An 18,256-nucleotide genomic window follows, 5' to 3' on the forward strand; every position below is an offset into this window, starting at 1 on the left:
GGCCGCGGTCGGCTTCGTGCCCCAAGGACTGCCGTCAGCGGAAGCGGCGTACTCCCGAAGGCGTCACCACCGCATGCACCGGCCGGTCGTGCGGTTCCTCGGGAACGTGCTCGACGACCTCGCTGTCGTACAGCAGGACCACCAGCGCCGGATCCGCGCCCGCCCGCTCCAGGCGCCCGAGCACCCGGTCGTACGAGCCTCCGCCGCGCCCCAGCCGCATCCCGCGCGCGTCCACGGCGAGCCCCGGCAGCAGGACCGCGTCCGCCTCCAGGACGGCGTCCGGTCCGAGCCGCGCGCCGGCCGGCTCCAAGAGTTCGATCTTCCCCGGGTGCCGGACGCCGACGAGCGAGTCCGCGCCCTCGTACACCGCCCAGTCGAGGTCGTTGTCGGCCAGCAGCACCGGCAGGAGGACGCGCACCCCGCGCGCGTGGAGCGCGTCCAGCAACGCGCGCGTGCCGGGCTCGCTGCCGACCGACACGTACGCGGCGACCGTGCGGGCCCCGGAGAGCTCCGGCAGCTCAAGTGCCCGGCCGGCGAGAACCGCCGCCTCCTCGCGCACGTCATCCGCTGTCAACCCGCTTCTCACCGCGAGGAATCCCTGCCGCAACATTCGCTTGCCACGCTCTGGTCCGCCCTTGGCGTGTCTCATGGTGTTCTCATAACTCCTCATATTCGCCTCATATGAGAGCGAATTAACCGGACCCACAGATTCCGCACAATGGCACCCGATATGGTTGCGGACATGACTGACACGTCGCATCCAAGGATCAGCAAGGCTGTCATTCCTGCAGCAGGCCTCGGCACCCGGTTCCTGCCCGCCACCAAGGCCACTCCCAAGGAGATGCTGCCGGTCGTCGACAAGCCGGCGATCCAGTACGTGGTCGAGGAAGCCGTGTCCGCCGGCCTCGACGACGTCCTCATGATCACGGGCCGCAACAAGCGCCCCCTGGAGGACCACTTCGACCGCAACTACGAGCTGGAATCCGCCCTGGAGAAGAAGGGCGACGCCGACCGGCTCGCCAAGGTCCAGGAATCCAGCGATCTCGCGACGATGCATTACGTACGCCAGGGCGACCCGAAGGGCCTCGGCCACGCCATCCTGTGCGCCGCGCCCCACGTCGGCCACGAGCCCTTCGCCGTCCTCCTCGGCGACGACCTGATCGACCCGCGCGACCCCCTGCTCGCGCGCATGATCGAGGTCCAGGAACAGCGCGGGGGCAGCGTGATCGCGCTCATGGAGGTCGACCCGGCCCAGATCCACCTCTACGGCTGCGCGGCCGTGGAGCCCACCGAGGACAGCGACGTCGTCGAGGTCACCGGCCTGGTCGAGAAGCCCGACCCCGCGGACGCCCCCAGCAACTACGCGATCATCGGGCGCTACGTCCTCGACCCGCACGTCTTCGACATACTCCGCAAGACCGAGCCGGGCCGCGGCGGTGAGATCCAGATCACCGACGCCCTGCAGAAGCTCGCCGAGGAGCACCGGGGCACCGACGGCGGCGGGGCCGGCGGTCCCGTGCACGGCGTCGTCTTCAAGGGCCGCCGCTACGACACCGGCGATCGTGGCGACTACCTGCGTGCCATTGTCAGACTCGCGTGCGAACGTGAAGACCTGGGCCCGGACTTCCGGACCTGGCTTCGCAGTTACGTCGACGAGGAGATGTAGCAATTTGAGCAACGCCGCGACCCGCGTCACCGGCCAGGACCACATCTGGTCGGTGTCCGAGCACCTCGAGGACATCCTCACCACCGTCCGGCCCCTGGAACCCATCGAGCTGCATCTGCTCGACGCCCAGGGCTGCGTCCTCGTCGAGGACGTCACGGTGCCGGTGTCCCTGCCGCCCTTCGACAACAGCTCGATGGACGGGTACGCGGTCCGGGTCGCCGACGTGTCGGGCGCGAGCGAGGAGTTCCCCGCCGTGCTGACGGTCGTCGGCGACGTCGCCGCGGGCCAGGCCGCGCAGCCCGCGGTCGGGCCCGGCCAGGCCGCCCGCATCATGACCGGAGCCCCGCTGCCGCCCGGGGCCGAGGCCGTCGTCCCCGTCGAGTGGACCGACGGCGGACTGGGCGCCGGCCCCGTCTCCGGAATGCGCGCCCACAGCGCCGCCCCGGAGGCAGCCTACGGCCGCGTCCATGTGTACCGCCCCGCTGAGGCACGCGCGCACGTCCGCGCGAAGGGCAGCGACGTGAAGGCCGGAGAGCGCGCGCTGGAGGCCGGCACGGTCCTCGGCCCGCCGCAGATCGCCCTGCTCGCCGCCATCGGCCGCGGCACCGTCCGGGTACGCCCGCGCCCACGCGTCGTCGTCCTGTCCACCGGCAGCGAACTCGTCCAGCCCGGCGAGGAATTGGAAGACGGCCAGATCTACGACTCCAACAGCTTCGCGCTCACCGCGGCCGCCCGCGACGCCGGAGCGATGGCCTACCGCGTCGGCGCCGTGGCCGACGATGCCGACACCCTGCGCGCCACCATCGAGGACCAGCTGATCCGCGCCGACCTGATCGTCACCACGGGCGGCGTCAGCGTCGGAGCGTACGACGTCGTCAAGGAGGCCCTGTCGTACGTCGGCGACGAGGACGAGGCAGGCAGCGGCATCGAGTTCCGCAAGCTCGCCATGCAGCCCGGCAAGCCCCAGGGCTTCGGCTCCATCGGCCCCGACCACACCCCGCTGCTCGCCCTCCCCGGCAACCCCGTCTCGTCGTACGTCTCCTTCGAGCTGTTCGTACGCCCCGCCATCCGGGCGCTGATGGGCCTTGCGGACGTGCACCGGCCGACCACGCGAGCGGTCCTGGAGGCCGGCAAGGCGCTCTCCTCGCCCGCCGCCAAGCGCCAGTTCCTGCGCGGGCGGTACGACGCGGGCACAGGCACCGTCACGCCCGTCGGAGGCGCGGGCTCGCACCTCATCGCCGCCCTCGCGCACGCGGACGCGTTGATCGTCATCCCCGAGGACACGACATCGGTCGAACCGGGCACGGAGGTCGAAGTGGTCCTGCTGGGCTGAGCATCGGCCAGTCGGGCGGAGGTACCCTGTCGCGCACACCAGGCCCGCGCGCACGGCGCCGGCCCTGACCAGGAGCGCGACAGCGAATGACCGTGTTTTCCCAGGGGGAGGCCCCCGGACCTCCGGAGCCGGAACGGCTGACGCACATCGACGACGCGGGCGCCGCCCGCATGGTGGACGTATCCGGGAAGGACGTGACGGCGCGCACCGCCCGCGCCAGCGGCCGCGTTCTCGTCGCGCCCCGCGTGGTCGAGCTGCTGCGCGGCGAAGGGGTGCCCAAGGGCGATGCCCTCGCGACCGCCCGTATCGCGGGGATCATGGGCGCCAAGCGAACCCCCGATCTGATCCCGCTGTGCCACCCGCTGGCCGTCTCGGGCGTGAAGGTGGACCTGTCGGTCGCGGACGACGCCGTCGAGATCACCGCCACGGTGAAGACGACGGACCGCACGGGCGTCGAGATGGAGGCCCTCACGGCGGTGAGCGTGGCGGCCCTCACGGTGATCGACATGGTCAAGGCCGTGGACAAGGGCGCCGTGATCACGGACGTACGGGTGGAGGAGAAGACCGGCGGCAAGTCCGGCGACTGGAGCCGGGCGGGAGGCCCGGCATGAGTGCCGCCGACGTGCACGCGCGCGTTGCGTCGTGGTCGGTGGCAGCCGCGCGCGTGGCGTCGTGGTCGGGCGCGGCCGCGAGCGGCGACCGTGCCGGGGCTGTGCAGGTCGGGCGAGGTCCGCTGCGGTTCGGCAGCGCCCTGAAGGGGCGCGGGGCTGTGACATATGCGGCTCCGCCGCGCGGGCGCGACCAGCCACGATGGCGCCGCAGACGATTGACGGCACATCGCGGCACGTCCAGCGGAGCGCTGAGCGGCCGGGGTCGCAGCCAAGACGATACGCGGGCGTGCCCGACGGTCGGCGCGGGCGCGCACGCACCGGAACCCGCCGCGCAGGCGAGCCGCCGCGGCGCGCAGACAGGAGCGCGGGCATGACGACGCACGGCCATCACGGCCATGGGCAGGAACAGGGCCGCCGCCACGGAGACGAGTCGGCACCGCGTCGTGCCCTCGTCGTCACCGCATCGAACCGCGCGGCGGCCGGGGTCTACGCTGACAAGGGCGGGCCGCTGATCGCCGAGGCGCTGACGGCGCTCGGCTTCGCCGTCGACGGTCCCCAGGTGGTCCCCGACGGCGACCCCGTGGAGCAGGCGCTGCGGGCCGGGGTCGATGCCGGGTACGACGTCATCCTCACCACGGGCGGCACCGGCATCTCGCCCACCGACCGCACACCAGAGGCCACCCGGCGCGTCATCGACTACGAGGTGCCGGGCATTCCTGAGGCCATTCGCTCGTTCGGACAGATGAAGGTGCCCACGGCGGTGCTCTCCCGGGGACTTGCCGGGGTCGGCGGGCGGACACTGATCGTCAACCTGCCCGGTTCCACCGGCGGCGTACGGGACGGGCTCGCCGTACTGGAGCCCCTCCTGGTGCACGCCGTCGACCAGATCCGCGGCGGCGACCACCCCAGACCTTCCCCCAGTGCCTCAGCGGCCTGGGAGGTACCCCCAGGGGGTGCGAGCTGAACAGCCCATCCTGGCCCGTCGAGCTCGCGGACGGCGACGTCGCTCTCCGCCCCATAAGGCTGCGCGACCAGCGGACATGGCGCGAGGTCAACCGGCGCAACCGGGACTGGCTGCGCCCGTGGGAGGCGACCATTCCGCCGCCCACGCCCAGCGGCCCCGTCGCACATCGCCCGACCTACCGTCAGATGGTCCGCCATCTGCGCGCCGAGGCGAGCGCGGGCCGGATGCTGCCCTTCGTCATCGAGTACCAGGGCCGCCTCGTCGGGCAGCTGACCGTCGCCGGTATCACCTGGGGCTCGATGTGCTCGGGCCATATCGGCTACTGGGTCGACGAGGCGGTCGCGGGCCGCGGTGTGATGCCGACGGCCGTGGCGCTGGCCGTCGACCACTGCTTCCGCACGGTCGGCCTGCACCGCATCGAAGTCTGCATTCGCCCCGAGAACGCACCCAGCCGCAGGGTCGTCGAGAAACTCGGATTCCGCGAGGAGGGACTTCGTCCACGGTATCTTCACATCGACGGTGCCTGGCGTGATCATCTCGTCTTCGCGCTCACCGCCGAAGAAGTGCCGGAGGGGCTGCTCCGCCGTTGGCACCAGGCGCGTTCCAGGAACAGCGGGCAGAACACCGTCTGAGGGCGCTCGTCGATGCGGAATAAAATAAATGTTCGAAAATGATCGGCGGCCGATCGCCTGAGCCATTAATTTTCCCGCCGCCGTGGCGCTGCTGATCGCATGAGTCGCAAAAAAAGCTCGGAATATCAGCCAGATCGTGCGACACACCGGTGGAATTGGCAGATGGCCTCACGCAAACCCCTCTACGGTGTGAGGCGTGAGCAGCAGCGGCCTCATCTACGCAGTCATCGTCGGGGCCTGGGCCGCCTACTTGGTGCCGATGTGGCTCCGTAGGCAGGACGAGCTGAACGAAGCCCGTCCGACGGAACGCTTCAGCACCGCCATCCGGCTGCTGTCCGGACGAGCGGGGATGGAGCGCCGATACGCCAAGGACCTGGAAGCGCGCTCGGCCGGAGAGGCTGATCCGCGCGTCGACCCGGACGACGTCACCGACTCGGTGGACGTCCGGGCCTTCGCCGTGTCTCCGTCGCGCAAGGAGGTGCCCCGGGCGCGCAGGGAGAGGCACGACGCGGCCGGCGCCGCACGCCGTGACGAGAGCCGGGACGCAGCGCTGCGCGAAGGCCGGGAAACGAGCGAAGGCCGGGGCGCAGGACTGCGCGAAGGCAGGGGTGCGCGAGGAGACGATCGCGGGGTCGCGCGACGAGACGACCGCGGGGTCGCACGAGACGATCGCGGGGTCGCACGAGACGACCGCGGGGCCGTACGGCGGGAGGACCGCGGAGACGCACCGCGGGACGCACGCGAGGACGCGCCGCGGCCCGAAACGGGAGCCCCGGCAGCCCCGCGAGCCACTTCCAAGGGGCGTTCCCGTGTGCACGCCGAGGCCCGGACCCAGCCGCCGAAGGTGCACGCCCAGGCCCGCCCCGCGGACGGCTCGCCGACTCGGGAGGTATCCCGGCAGGAGCCATCGCCCGCACGCCGCGCGGCCACGCGAGATGCCGTCGCGCGGGCCCAGCGCTCGAAGGTGCTGGCGCGCCGTCGCCGCACGACGGTGGTCCTGTTCTTCGCCTTCACGCTCGGCGCGATCGTCGCCGCCGTCGGAGGGCTCGCGTTTCTGTGGGCGCCCGCGGTACCGGCCCTGCTGCTCAGCGGCTATATCGCGCACCTGCGTTCCCAGGAGCGGCGACGATTCACGTATGTCATGGACCGGCGCCGGGCCGAGGCCGCGGCGCAGAGCCTGCGCGAGCGGGAGCGGCAGCCGCGCCGGCGCCCGCCCGCCGACGGCCCGGCCGGCGACGAGACGGAGGAGGAATCGGCGCCCGCCGCCGGCCCGGACCTCTCGGCGCTCGCCGCCGACCGCCGCGCCATCGTCGAGCAGACCGACCACGCCGAGTGGCTCGACCAGCAGCGCGAGCAGCCGTGCGGCCCCGGCAACGGCGACAGCTGGGAGCCCGTGCCCGTGCCGCTGCCGACATATGTGACCGCGCCGGTCGCCCCGCGCGCCGCCGGCGGTGTCGACCTGGGCGCGCCCGACGTGTGGAGCTCGGCGCGGTCCAGTGCGGCGGAACCGGCGACGGGCGGTGCCGCCGACCGCGCCGACCGCCCGGGCAGCCCGGAAGGTGCCGACCGTTCCGCCCGGGTGCCGGGCCCGGCGTCCGGCGCGGACCGCGATCACGGTGCCGCGGCGGGACAGGACCCGGCGGGGGACGCCGGCGCGGGCGCCCAGGGGCACGCCGCGGCAGGCCCGTCGGCGGAGGGGCAGGACGGCGGGGCGGACGCGCAGGAAGCTGCCGCGGGTGATCGGAGCGACGCCCGCCGCGCGGCCTCCGCACGGCGTTCCCGCGAGCGCGGCCGCACGCCGCTGTTCGACCAGTACGCGGACGGGGACCGGCCCCGAGCCGCCAACGAGTGAGACGCGGTGGCCGGGCGGCGGGACGCGCGAGCCGGCCGGGCGCGTCCGCCGCCTCCGCGGCTGACCAGCCAGGCAACGGATTTCCAAGCACCCGGACCGGGATGCTAGAGTTTCACTCGTTGCAAGGGCCTGTGGCGCAGTCCGGTAGCGCACCTCGTTCGCATCGAGGGGGCCAGGGGTTCAAATCCCCTCAGGTCCACTGCACGACCGTTCTTGAGTTAGCTCAAGGTCGGTTGACGAGATCCCGGCGATCATGATGATCGTGCGGGATCTTTGTCATTTCCGGGAACGCGGCTGGCAGGGCGATGTCGGACGGCGTGGGCACGCACGCTATCTCCAGCGCAAAGGGCAAGCGGCGCCCCCTCGCCTCTGTTCCGCAGTGGTTCTCAGACGCGTCCGGGTCCGCCTCTTCGCACAGCGCCGAGCTGAGTGCGGTCGAGGCCGGCCTCGGTGAACTTCTGTGCCACCGCGCGCAGTACGCGGGCCATGGCCTGGGCGGGTGGGGTCGCGGCGCGGGTCGCGGCGCGGGCGAGCAGGATGCGGCGGGTGGGAGCGGGCACGTCGGAGCCGAAGGGCAGCAGACGGACGTCGCTGCGGCGGCTGGTGAGGGCGAGCCGGGGAGCGAGGGCGATCCCGAGACCGGCCGCGACCATGGCCTGCGCCTCCTGGTAGTCGTGCGAGGCATAGGCGATACGCGGCTCGAACCCGGCCCGGCGGCAGCTGCGGCGCAGAACGTCGGCGACGGGATGGTTGTCGGCGCGGATGATCCACTCCTGATCGGCGAGGTCGCCGAGGCGCAGCGCCGGCCGGGTGCGCAGCGGGGAGTCGGCGGGCACGACCAGCACGGTCGGGTCGTCGAGGAGGTGCGTGACGGCGAGGGCGTCGTCGTCGACGCGGTTCCACTCATAGTCCCACAGCAGCGCCTGCTCGACCTCGCCCGTGTGCAGCATCTCGCGCAGCTGGTCGAGGACTCCGGCACGTACCACGATCCGCACGCCGGGGTGACGGTGGCTGAACCGGGTGAGGGCGAGCGGCAGCAGTGAGGCGCTGGCGGTGGGGAAGGAGCCGAGCCTGAGAGTGCCCTGGTCGAGGTCGGCGAAGGACTCCAAATCGGCCTCGGCTGCGCCCAGTTCGCGGCGGATGACCCGGCCCCGCTCGGCCAGGGCGGCGCCCGCGGGGGTGGTGCGGATGCCGCGCGGCAGCCGTTCGATCAAGGGCTGTCCGGTCTCCCGCTCGAGCAGGGACATCTGCTGGGAGGCGGCGGAGGTGGTCATTCCCATCGCCTCCGCGGCGGCGGTGAGCGAGCCGCGCTCGGCGGCCTCGGTGAGCAGCAGCAGACGGCGCACGTTCAGCATGCGACGAGTTTAGTTGAGCTAAACCCTACTGAAGGAATCTGCCATTGTGCCCAAGTCACGCGTCTGCGAAGGTCGTCGCATTCGCCGAGCGGTTCACCGGATCGCAACACGCCCGTAACCGTCCGCCCGGCGCTCTCCCTCCCCATGAGACACAGGAAGAGCCCGAAGCCGTGCACACTCCCGCGACCCTGGTACGTGGCGGCACCAGCAAGTGCTGGTTGTTCAGCCAGGTCCATGTCCCCACCGACCGCAGCGAGTTGGAGAAGTTGCTGGTCGCCGCCTATGGCTCCACCGACCCGGTGGAGCTGGACGGGGTGGGCGGAGCGACACCGACCACCTCCAAGGCCGCCGTCGTCGGCGTCTCACCCGAGCCCGCCGTGGATGTCGACTACCTCTTCGCGCAGGTCGGCATCGGCACCGGCACGGTGGAGTGGACCAGCAACTGCGGCAACTGCGCCACCGGCATCGCCCTGTACGCAGTAGCGAAGGGGCTGGTGCCCGTCACCGGTGACCGCACCCGCGTGGTGATGCGGAACAGCAACACCGGCGCGCTCCTTGAAGGCGTGGTGGACACCACGGGCGGCGTGGTGCACGAGTTCGGCGACCAGACCGTGCCGGGCACCCGGGCCGGCGGCGTGGCGGTCGGCCTCACCTTCCTCCGCCCGGCCGGCGGCACGACGGGCTCGCTGCTGCCCACCGGGCGGGCGGCCGACGAACTGCGGCTCGGCACCGCGGCGCCGCAGTGGGTGAGCATGGTGGACGCGGGCGCCCCCGTGGTTCTCGTGGACGCGCTCGGCGCCGGTCGCACCGGCGCCGAGACCCCGGACCAGTTGCGCGCCGACGTGCCGTGGCTGCGCGCGGTCCGGCACGCGGCCGCACCGCTGATGGGACTCCTCGAGCCGGGACAGGAGCCCGGCGACGCGGTACCCAAGGTGGGCCTGATCGGCCCCCCGGTGCCGTACACCACCACCCTGGGCGAACCCGTCGCCGCCGAGGACTACGACGTCTCGGTTCGCATGCTCACCATGAACGCCCCCCACCCGGCGATCGGTCTCACCTCCGCCGTCGCCGTCGCGGCCGCGGCCCTGCTGGAGGACTCCGTGGTCTCCCGGGCCGCCGCCAAAGAGCGTGGCGAATGGCTGCGCCTGGGCACCCCCGCCGGTGTCGTGGCGGTCCGCTGCTCGGACGTCCGCGACGGCGTCCCGGAGCGGGTCACCGTGCAGCGGGCCGCCCGGCTGCTCGCCGACGCACGCATCTACGTACCGGAACGGGGAGCACGCAAGGCTTCCTGACCGGGACGCATCTCACCTCGCGCGGCCGGTCCCCCAGCCGTCCACACCGGGGTAGCCTCGCGCCCTCGTGGCGCGCACTCCCGTCCCCTCCTGCATCAAGGAACAAAGATGTCCCCTGAAGCGATCTCCATAGGCGCGCTGCTGGTGATGTTCGTGATCGGCACCGTACTGCCGATCAACCTGGGCATTCTTGCCTTCGTCGCGACCTTCGCGGTCGGCACTGCCTCGCTCGGCCTCACCGAGGACGAGATCTTCGAAGGCTTTCCGGTGAAGCTGTTCGTGACGATCGTGGGGGTCACGTATCTGTTCTCCGTCGCCCGCCGCAACGGCACCATCGACCTGCTCGTCGCGGCCGGCGTGCGGCTGGTGTGCGGGAAGGTCGCGCTCATCCCCTGGGTGCTGTTCCTGGTGGCCGCCCTGCTGACGGCGTTCGGCACGTTCACCCCGGCCGCCGTCGCGATCCTCGTGCCGATCGGCATGAACTTCGCCCACCGCTACAAGCTGAACCCGCTGGTGGTCGGCATGATGGTGATCAGCGGCGGCCACGCGGGCGCGTTCTCCCCGCTCGCCGTCTCCGGTGCGCTGGTCCTCGGCCTGGTCGACAAGACGGAACTGCACGTGTCTCCCGTCGCGTTGTTCACCGCCAGCTTCGTGATCAACCTGGTGCTGTCACTGCTCACCTACGCGCTGCTGGCCAAGCGTCCTGTTCCACTGGCTGAAACAGACGACGCGACCGGAGACGGCGAGGATCTCGCCGTCTCCGGCAGGCCCGACTGGCGGCAGTGGCTGACTCTGGGCTGCCTGCTCGCCCTCGTCGTCGGGGCGCTCGGCTTCCAGCTCGAGATCGGCTTCCTGGCCCTGGTCGCGGGAGCCCTGCTGGCCCTGGTGGACATGAAGCGACAGGAGAAGGCGGTCGACGGCATCAGCTGGTCCACGCTGCTGCTGGTCGCCGGCATGATGACGTACATCGCGATGCTCGAGAAGGCCGGCATCATCGAGGAGATCTCCGAGCACGCCGCGGGCCTGGGCGCCCCGATCGTCGTAGCCCTGCTGCTGTGCTTCACCGTCGCCATCACCTCGGCGTTCGCCTCGTCCACCGCGATCCTCACGGCGATCATCCCCATCGCCGTGCCACTGCTGCTCTCCAGCCACCTCAACGCAGCCGGGCTGATCGCCGCCCTGGCGGTGTCCACCACGATCGTCGACACCTCCCCCTTCTCCACGAATGGTGCCCTGGTCCTGGCCAACGCCCGTGGCGTCGACGCCCGCCGCTTCTACCGCCAGGTCATCAGCTACACCGGCGGCATCGTCGCCCTCGGCCCCGTCGTCGCCTGGGGTGCCCTGGTCCTGCCCTGGTCATAGAGCACAGGACGGCGACGAAACGTCGGCCGGCCGCTCGGCGCGATGATCGCGCCGAGCGGCTCTGTACGGTCTTCGGTGTGACCGGCGCGACCGGCCGTGACGTCACGGCACGCCGGGGTGAGGGACTCCGCGTACGAGGCGGTGCCCGCCCCGTGCTGCTGGATCGTCTAGATCGCCGGCTCGCGCGCCGGTTCGGGGGCGGCGGCCCGGGTTGCCTCGTGGCGGGCGGCCCAGGGCTCGGCGAGCAGGACGGCCACCGCGCAGGCTCCGAGCAGGCCGCCGACGAGCACCGCGCCCCGTACACCGGAGCCGGTGGACAGCAGGAGACCGCCGACGAAGGAGCCGCCGGCGATACCGACGTTGAAGACCGCCGAGCCGACGGCCGAGGCGATCTCCGTGCTGCCGGGTGCCACACGGAGGATCCTGTTCTGCAGCGCCGTGGTCATCGAGGCGATGGAGAATCCCAGCAGCGCGACCAGGCAGACGGTGGGGACGGTGCTGCCGCCGAACGCGTACAGGCCGAACATCGTCGCCGCCAGCAGGGCCACCGTCAGCACCATCGTGCCGCGGGGACGGCGGTCCACCACCGCGCCGGCCAGGGCGGTGCCTGCGACGCCCGCGACGCCCGAGGCCAGCAGCAGCGGGGCCACGGCCGCCTGTGAGAACCCGGTCACCTCGGTGAGGAAGACGGTGATGTAGGTGTACCCGGCGAAGACACCGCAGATCACCAGGGCGTTCGCCGCCATCAGCACCAGGAACCGGCGGCGGCTGGGTTCGGTGCCGGCCGTGGCGTGACTCTCCTCCCCGGTCGTGGACGGCAGCAGCGTGACCACCGCGAGCAGGGCGAGGAAGCCGAAGGCGCTCATCACCAGGAAGGGCACCCGCCAGTCGGTCTGCTGGCCCAGCCAGGTGCCGGCCGGGACGCCCACCACATTGGCCAGGGAGAGCCCGGAGAACAGCCCGGCGACCACCCGCCCCCGTACTTCGGGAGAGAAGAGACCGGTGGCGGTCGCCGCGACGATCGACCAGAAAACCGAGTGGGTGAGCGCGACAGTGATCCGGGCCGCGAGCAGGACCCAGTAGCCCGGGGCCGCGGCGGAGACGAGGTTCGCCGCGACGAACAGGACCAGCAGCCAGGCGAGCAGGGCCCGTCGGGGTATCCGGCGGACCAGGTGTGTCAGGGGTACCGAGGCGACCGCCACGACGAGGCCGTACCCGGTCACCAGCCGGCCGGCCTCGGTCCTGGACACCCCCAGGTCCTCCGCGATCAGCGGGAGCAGGCCGACGGGCAGCGTCTCGACCGTACTGAGCGAGAACAGCGCCAGCGCCAGCGCCACCACCACGACCACGGCGGCCGAGGGACGTATCGGGGGTGTGCTTCCGGTCTGTGGCACTGTCATGTCCTTCCCGTCACGATGGGTCCGGTGACCGGACGGCCGAGGAGCGGTCGCCGGGCCGGGCGGCGTCATTGAATACGCCTCCCCTCTTCTCGCGCAAGGGAATTGTTGTTAATCGCCGGTAAACCGTTCGGCGGGCTGCCTGTTTTCGGCCAGGGGTGCAGAATAGGCCGAAAATCTTTCGAAGGTTGAGATCGGCCTCCGGAGCCTGTTCCCTTGTCGCTTGCACGCCTCTGAACGATCATCTCTGTGTTCGGTGGACGAAAAAATGGAGGTCAAGTGTCCACGTCGACGGGGAATTACAGGCGGACCGGTGTCGCCTTTCTCGGCTGTGGTTATGCCGCTGATTTCTACGGACCGACCCTGCCCAATTATCCCGAGCTTGAAGTTGTCGGAGCCTACGACTTACGCCGGGAGCGGGCGGAGTCCTTCACCGCGGAATACGGCGGAAGGGTCTACGGCGCACTCGAGGAGGTGCTCTCCGACCCCGAGGTCGAGATCGTGGTGAACCTCACGCCGACGACCGAGCACTACGCGGTGAACAGGGCGGCCCTGCTCGCCGGGAAGCACGTGTACTGCGAGAAGCCGATGACCACGAAGCTGGTCGAGGCGACGGAGCTGGCCGAACTCGCCGAGCAGCGCGGGCTGCTGCTGTCCAGTGCGCCGGCGACGGTCTTCAGCCGCTCGGCGCAGACGCTGATCCGCGCCGTCCACGGCGGGACGGTGGGCACTCCGCGGTTGGCCTACGCCTCCCTGGACATGGGGCCGCTCGCCTTCATGGCCTACCGGGACTGGCAGAGCGCGCGCGGTGTTCCCTGGCCCTACCGGGAGGAGGTGGGCAACGGCTGTGTGCTGGAGCACGCGGGGTACCTGCTCACCTGGCTGACCGCGATGTTCGGGCCGGTGGTCCGGATGTCGGGGCAGGCCGTCACCCCGTTCTCGGACCAGTGGGAGGGTGTGGTCGACGACGTGGCGCCCGAGACGTCGTTCGGCTGCCTGCACTTCGCCGACGGGACCGTATGCCGCGTCACCATCGGCTGGGCGGCGCCCGCCGACAAGTCGCTGCTCGTCGTGGGGGACCAGGGAGTGCTGTCCGTGGAGGACGTCTGGCAGGCTTCCAGCCCGGTGACGCTGCGGCGCCGGGTCGCGACCACGGGCCGGGACACCGGCTATCTGGGCGAGCCCGAACAACTCCCCTTCGTCCTGCCCCCGCTGGAGTACGGGTACGACGACGAGGCACACGACCTGACGGTGTCCGCGGGGATCGCCGACCTTGCCAGGGCGGTGCGTTCCGGGGAACGGCCGCTGCTCGACACCGAGTACTGCCTGCACATCCTGGACCTCAGCATCCGGCTCGCCACCGCCCGGAGCGAGGACGAGGCGATCGATGTGCCCCCGCCCTCCGCCACCCGGCTGTGGGGCGACCGGTACCGGGGGCCCGTGGCCGCCTCCGTCCCGAGGTGACCGCCGCCGTGCCGGGGGGTTCCCGGAGCGCCGGGGGAATTCCCGGTTCGCTTGGCGTGCACCATGTCGCCTATACCGTCCCGGACCTGGACCAGGCCGTCGAATTCTTCGTCGACGTGCTGGGGGCGGAACTCGCTTACCGCATGGGGCCGGTGGAATTCCCGGACAGCGACTGGATGGAAAGGTACCTCGGCGTTCACCGGGACGCCACGATGGACCTGGCGATGCTCAGGCTCGGTCCGGTGACCAATTGCGAGCTTTTCGCCTACTCCGCTCCGGACCAGCGCAGGGAGATACCCCGTAACAGCGACTGGGGAGGCCATCATCTGGCCTTCTACGTCGAGGACATGGACAAGGCGGTGGAGTACCTGCGGGCCCGGCCCGGGGTGCGGATACTGGGCGAGCCCCAGCCTCTCGACCCCGGCTCCACCAGGGGCGACAGCTGGGTCTATTTCCTGTCACCGTGGGGAATGCAGCTCGAGCTCATCCACATGCCGCCCGGAATGGCCTACGAGCGGGAGACCGCCACCCGCCTCTACCAGCCCGGCGGCCACTGAGCCGGCACGGTGTGGGGCCGCAGTGCCCTCAGGTCCACTGCAATTCAGAACCCCGTCGGATCCGTCCGACGGGGTTCTTGCGTGCGGCCGACGGCACTGCGCGGCAGGCCTGAGCAGAGTGTCAGGCCCTCAGCGATGCGTCGGGCCGTCATCGGTGCGTCGTCAGGCCGTCAGCGGCTTGGCGAAGCAGAGGCTCAGCTCGTGGAAGCGGTAGTGGCCGAACTTGGCGCAGGGCTCGTAGCCGCTCGACGTGTACAGGCCGACCGCCTCCGGCTGCTTCGTGCCCGTCTCCAGGACCATGCGGACGCGGCCCGCCGCGCGCGCGTCGTCCTCCAGAGCGGCCAGAATGCGGCGCGCGAGGCCCAGGCCGCGAGCCTCCGGGACGACGTACATGCGCTTGAGCTCGGCGTCGCCGTCCGAATAGCCGTGGTCGTTCTTGTCCTGCGTGCGCCAGCCACCGGTGGCGACCGGGGTGCCGAGTTCGTCGTACGCGATGAGGTACAGCCCGAGCGGCGGCCTGAACATCGTGGCGTCGAGCGGGGTGACGTCGCCCTCGTCCTGGTAGCGCTCGGCGTACTCGCGCTGGACGCGGTCGTTCAGCTTGACGGCGTCGGGGTGGTCGAAGGGGACAGGGCGGATATTCATGCGAGGCATCGTACATCTATGCATGGCTTGGGCGTCTGGCTTTACCAGTGTGCCGGTATCGTGCCGGGGTGCTCACTGTGACCTCCGTGAATGTGAACGGGCTGCGCGCGGCCGCCAAGAAGGGCTTCGTGGAGTGGCTCGCCGACACCTCCGCCGACGTGCTGTGCCTGCAGGAGGTGCGGGCCGAGCCGCAGCAGCTCCCCGACGAGGTGCGTGAGCCCGACGGCTGGCACGTCGTGCACGCACCGGCCGCCGTGAAGGGCCGCGCGGGTGTGTCCTTGCTCACGCGCCGCGAGCCGGAGCGCGTGCAGATCGGCTTCGGGTCGAGCGAGTTCGACGGCAGCGGGCGGTACGTCGAGGTGGATCTGCCGGGCGTCACGGTCGCCAGCCTGTATCTGCCGTCCGGCGAGGTCGGCACGGAGCGGCAGGACGAGAAGATCCGGTTCATGGGGGAGTTCCGGGCGTATCTGAAGGCGCTGAAGGAGCGTTCCGCCGCGGACGGCCGCGAGGTGCTCGTGTGCGGCGACTGGAACATCGCCCACCGCGAGGCCGACCTGAAGAACTGGAAGGCCAACCGCAAGAACTCTGGGTTCCTGCCGGAGGAGCGGGAGTGGCTGGGGCAGGTCATCGGCGAGGACGGTTACGTCGACGTCGTGCGGGCGCTGCATCCGGACGTGGAGGGGCCGTACACGTGGTGGTCGTACCGGGGGCGGGCCTTTGAGAACGATTCAGGCTGGAGGATCGACCTCGCCGTCGCGACTCCTGGGCTCGCCCAGCGTGCGGTCAAGGGGTATGTGGAGCGGGCCGCCAGCTATGAGGACCGCTGGTCGGACCACGCTCCAGTGACGGCGGTCTTCGAGCTGTGAGGAGAACGGCGCGGGGCGCACCGGATCTGTGCGCCCCGTCCGTTTCAGGGCTGTAGTTGATCGGGCAGGGAGCCCCCGATGGTGAACGTCAGCCGTGATGTGTCCGGGCCGGCCAGCCGGTCCGGTCCACCGCCGGACCGTCCTTTGGCGACTGTGACGCGAACTCCGTCCCTGAGGAGTTGCTCCCGAGTCACCTCGCCGTCCGTTGCGAACACCTCGCGGAAGCGGCTGACCGTGTAGTCGTCCAGCCAGCTCTCGCGGATAGCGGCGGGAGCGGGACAGGTCGTGCCGCGGGCAGAAGCACGGCAGACGTAGTCGCCGTACGCATAGGCCTTCCGTGTGGCGAAGTACATGCGGCCGCTGCACCCTGCGCAGTACGCGACGCCGATCAATAGGGATGTCTCCCTGCGCTTGGGGTGAATGCCGTTCGAGCGGGCGTTGAGGATGTCTTGGAGAGCTTGGAACTCCTCTTCCGTGAGCAGCGGGGGGCCGATCAGCACGGGTGATCCCTCAGCGTTACTGACGGTCTTCCCCCTATGCACCCGGTGCCCCATCAGCGTCGGCGTGCGGAGGATTTTGGACAAGCTGCCGGCTGTCCAGCGGAATCGCTCGAAGTCACGTCCGTGGCGCCGCCCACCCATGGGGCGACCCTGAAGCTGGGCATGGCGATCACGCGGTACCGGAACGCCTGCGGCTTCGAGTTTGCGGGCAATGGCGACCAGGGACATTCCCGAGTGCACGTCGTCCACAATCGCGCGGACAACGGCGACGGTTTCCGGGTCAGGAGCGAGACACCAGCCGACGCCGGACGGATGCGGCGCCTTCTTGTACCCGAACGGAACCAGGCCACCGCCGTATCGGCCCGTCGCGCGCAGCACTTCGTGGGCGCTGGTGAGACGAGCGGAAATGGCACGAGTCTCCTGCTCGGCGACGTAGGCCAGATTCATGCAGCGGCGGATGACGTCGCCATCCGCCTGCAGCGTGACCACGAGCGGCTGATGCTCTTCGGGCATCCCGAAGATGAGTGTCGTCGCGTGCTTCTGGCCCCACTCGATCAACTCGGTCATGTGGGCAACGGATCGCACGGCGCGGTCCACATGTGACCACACGATGGCGTCGTATTCGTCCGGGCGCCGAAGCCAAGACGAAAGGGAAGGCCTCTCGAAGGGGGACATCTTGCGTGCAGAGACCCCGATATCTGTGGCTTCGGCGATCAGTGTGAAGCCCAGTTGCTCGGTGCACAGCTGGATTGAGGCACGCTGCCTACCGGGTGAGGTGGTCACTTCTGTCAGGTAGCTGAGACGCACAGCTCCCAGAGCTCGCGGGTATTCGGTGGGAGTCGAAGCCAGCTGCGACGGTTGAGGACTAGGCTTGGGCATGTCGGCGCTCCGTGAAGTGTCGGCCATACCCCGGGGCTGGTAGGACAGCCGCCGGGGCCTTTTCGATCTCACTCTCGGAGTTCGAATCGGATCCCGTGTGTTGTTGCCGGGAAAGTGCCTCGTTGGAGTGAACGTCCATGGAAAGCGAGACATTTGAGGCAGTGGGGTTCATGCCTTGCTGAGGGTCTGACCGTGAGGCTGTCCGCGTCCGGGGCTACTGCTGTTTGCGCAGTCGCCGGTCCAGCGCCAGCGACAGCTCCGCCTCCACCACGCTCTTGGCGAGAGGGCGCAGCCGCTGGGCGTCCCCCGGTGAGGCGTGGGCGGCGACGAGGTCGGTGAAGATCTCGGCCAGTGCGTCTGCGTGTTCGCGGACGCGGCGGCCGGCCTCCAGCACCGCGGCCAGCGGGATGCCCTCGCGGACCAGCGCCGACGAGACCTCGAGGAGGCGGTGGCTGATGTGCACGATCTCGCCGCCGTCCGTGCCGAGATAGCCGAGGTCGAGCGCGGCGGTGAAGTTCTCTGGGGTGACCTCGCCCGCGAAGTGGTCGGCCAGCTCCTCGGGGGTGAGGCGGACCGGGGTCTCCTCCGACTGGGCGTGGAACCCCAGGAGTTCGCCCACGTCGCGGCCGTGGTCGAAGGCCTCGGCGAGTTCGGCGATGCCGTTGAGGGTGTGGCCGCGTTCCAGCAGGGCGGAGATGGTGCGGAGGCGGGCCAGGTGGTGTTCGCCGTACCAGGCGATGCGGCCCTCGCGGCGTGGCGGGGGAAGGAGTTTGCGCTCGCGGTAGAAGCGCAGGGTGCGCACCGTGATGCCGGCTTCCTTGGCCAGCTCTGTCATGCGGTACTCGCGTCCCTCGCGTCCGTCTGCCACGGCTGCAGCCTAT

Annotated in this window: 17 protein-coding genes and 1 tRNA gene; 12 read left to right on the forward strand and 6 right to left on the reverse strand. The window is 70.7% G+C overall.

Annotated elements, in window-relative coordinates; all coding sequences use genetic code 11:
* Positions 1-34 precede the first annotated feature (34 nt).
* Positions 35-610, reverse strand: a complete 576-nt coding sequence (locus tag STSP_RS12270) for a 5-formyltetrahydrofolate cyclo-ligase (protein WP_067275973.1) — start codon at positions 608-610, stop codon at positions 35-37.
* 132 nt (positions 611-742) lie between these two features.
* Between STSP_RS12270 and galU the strand changes: the two genes are divergently transcribed.
* From galU to STSP_RS12305, 7 genes are all read left to right on the forward strand, one after another.
* The gene (gene galU / locus STSP_RS12275) at positions 743-1,666 is read left to right on the forward strand and encodes a UTP--glucose-1-phosphate uridylyltransferase GalU (RefSeq protein WP_067275976.1); all 924 of its coding nucleotides are present in this window, start codon (positions 743-745) and stop codon (positions 1,664-1,666) included.
* Between the two features lie 4 nt (positions 1,667-1,670).
* Positions 1,671-2,999 carry a molybdotransferase-like divisome protein Glp gene (glp, locus tag STSP_RS12280; protein WP_067275977.1) on the forward strand — a complete coding sequence of 443 codons (1,329 nt, stop codon included), beginning with the start codon at positions 1,671-1,673 and terminating at the stop codon, positions 2,997-2,999.
* Positions 3,000-3,085: 86 nt separating this feature from the next.
* The gene (gene moaC, locus STSP_RS12285) at positions 3,086-3,610 is read left to right on the forward strand and encodes a cyclic pyranopterin monophosphate synthase MoaC (RefSeq protein ID WP_067275980.1); all 525 of its coding nucleotides are present in this window, start codon (positions 3,086-3,088) and stop codon (positions 3,608-3,610) included.
* Positions 3,611-3,980: 370 nt separating this feature from the next.
* Positions 3,981-4,574 carry a MogA/MoaB family molybdenum cofactor biosynthesis protein gene (locus STSP_RS12290; RefSeq protein ID WP_078067115.1) on the forward strand — a complete coding sequence of 198 codons (594 nt, stop codon included), beginning with the start codon at positions 3,981-3,983 and terminating at the stop codon, positions 4,572-4,574.
* Positions 4,571-5,206, forward strand: a complete 636-nt coding sequence (locus tag STSP_RS12295) for a GNAT family N-acetyltransferase (RefSeq protein WP_067275982.1) — start codon at positions 4,571-4,573, stop codon at positions 5,204-5,206. The genes STSP_RS12290 and STSP_RS12295 overlap by 4 nt, the downstream gene beginning before the upstream one ends.
* 196 nt (positions 5,207-5,402) lie before the next feature.
* Positions 5,403-7,058: a hypothetical protein gene (locus STSP_RS38350; RefSeq protein WP_067275985.1), complete on the forward strand. Its 1,656-nt coding sequence runs from the start codon at positions 5,403-5,405 to the stop codon at positions 7,056-7,058.
* A 125-nt stretch (positions 7,059-7,183) separates the two neighbouring features.
* Positions 7,184-7,257, forward strand: a tRNA-Ala gene (locus tag STSP_RS12305).
* Positions 7,258-7,444: 187 nt separating this feature from the next.
* Here STSP_RS12305 and STSP_RS12310 read toward each other — a convergent pair.
* Positions 7,445-8,413 carry a LysR family transcriptional regulator gene (locus tag STSP_RS12310; RefSeq protein WP_067275988.1) on the reverse strand — a complete coding sequence of 323 codons (969 nt, stop codon included), beginning with the start codon at positions 8,411-8,413 and terminating at the stop codon, positions 7,445-7,447.
* A 170-nt stretch (positions 8,414-8,583) separates the two neighbouring features.
* On the opposite strand from STSP_RS12310, the gene STSP_RS12315 reads away from it, so the two are divergent.
* Positions 8,584-9,705, forward strand: a complete 1,122-nt coding sequence (locus STSP_RS12315; RefSeq protein ID WP_067275990.1) for a PrpF domain-containing protein — start codon at positions 8,584-8,586, stop codon at positions 9,703-9,705.
* Between the two features lie 108 nt (positions 9,706-9,813).
* Positions 9,814-11,067 carry an SLC13 family permease gene (locus STSP_RS12320; RefSeq protein ID WP_067275991.1) on the forward strand — a complete coding sequence of 418 codons (1,254 nt, stop codon included), beginning with the start codon at positions 9,814-9,816 and terminating at the stop codon, positions 11,065-11,067.
* A 167-nt stretch (positions 11,068-11,234) separates the two neighbouring features.
* Here STSP_RS12320 and STSP_RS12325 read toward each other — a convergent pair whose 3' ends face one another.
* The gene (locus STSP_RS12325; protein ID WP_198547325.1) at positions 11,235-12,461 is read right to left on the reverse strand and encodes an MFS transporter; all 1,227 of its coding nucleotides are present in this window, start codon (positions 12,459-12,461) and stop codon (positions 11,235-11,237) included.
* 282 nt (positions 12,462-12,743) lie between these two features.
* Between STSP_RS12325 and STSP_RS40145 the strand changes: the two genes are divergently transcribed.
* Both STSP_RS40145 and STSP_RS40150 read left to right on the forward strand, forming a co-directional pair.
* On the forward strand, positions 12,744-13,928 hold the full coding sequence (locus STSP_RS40145) for a Gfo/Idh/MocA family protein (RefSeq protein ID WP_157902825.1): 1,185 nt from the start codon (positions 12,744-12,746) through the stop codon (positions 13,926-13,928).
* Between the two features lie 56 nt (positions 13,929-13,984).
* Positions 13,985-14,485, forward strand: coding sequence for a VOC family protein (locus STSP_RS40150; protein WP_232789608.1), 501 nt, complete (start codon positions 13,985-13,987; stop codon positions 14,483-14,485).
* Positions 14,486-14,647: 162 nt separating this feature from the next.
* On the opposite strand, the gene STSP_RS12340 is transcribed toward STSP_RS40150, so the two are convergent.
* A complete protein-coding gene (locus STSP_RS12340) occupies positions 14,648-15,130 on the reverse strand; it encodes a GNAT family N-acetyltransferase (protein ID WP_067276001.1) in 483 nt (160 codons plus the stop codon).
* 47 nt (positions 15,131-15,177) lie between these two features.
* On the opposite strand from STSP_RS12340, the gene STSP_RS12345 reads away from it, so the two are divergent.
* Entirely contained in the window at positions 15,178-15,996 is an 819-nt protein-coding gene (locus STSP_RS12345) for an exodeoxyribonuclease III (protein ID WP_078067118.1), read from the forward strand.
* A 44-nt stretch (positions 15,997-16,040) separates the two neighbouring features.
* Here the strand turns inward: STSP_RS12345 and STSP_RS12350 are convergent, their stop codons facing one another.
* Together STSP_RS12350 and STSP_RS12355 are read right to left on the reverse strand one after the other, a co-directional pair.
* Positions 16,041-17,528 carry a recombinase family protein gene (locus tag STSP_RS12350; protein WP_332835363.1) on the reverse strand — a complete coding sequence of 496 codons (1,488 nt, stop codon included), beginning with the start codon at positions 17,526-17,528 and terminating at the stop codon, positions 16,041-16,043.
* 61 nt (positions 17,529-17,589) lie between these two features.
* The gene (locus STSP_RS12355; RefSeq protein WP_067276008.1) at positions 17,590-18,210 is read right to left on the reverse strand and encodes a MerR family transcriptional regulator; all 621 of its coding nucleotides are present in this window, start codon (positions 18,208-18,210) and stop codon (positions 17,590-17,592) included.
* Between the last annotated feature and the right edge of the window lie 46 nt (positions 18,211-18,256).

It is taken from the genome of Streptomyces jeddahensis (assembly GCF_001642995.1).
GTDB lineage: Bacteria > Actinomycetota > Actinomycetes > Streptomycetales > Streptomycetaceae > Streptomyces > Streptomyces jeddahensis.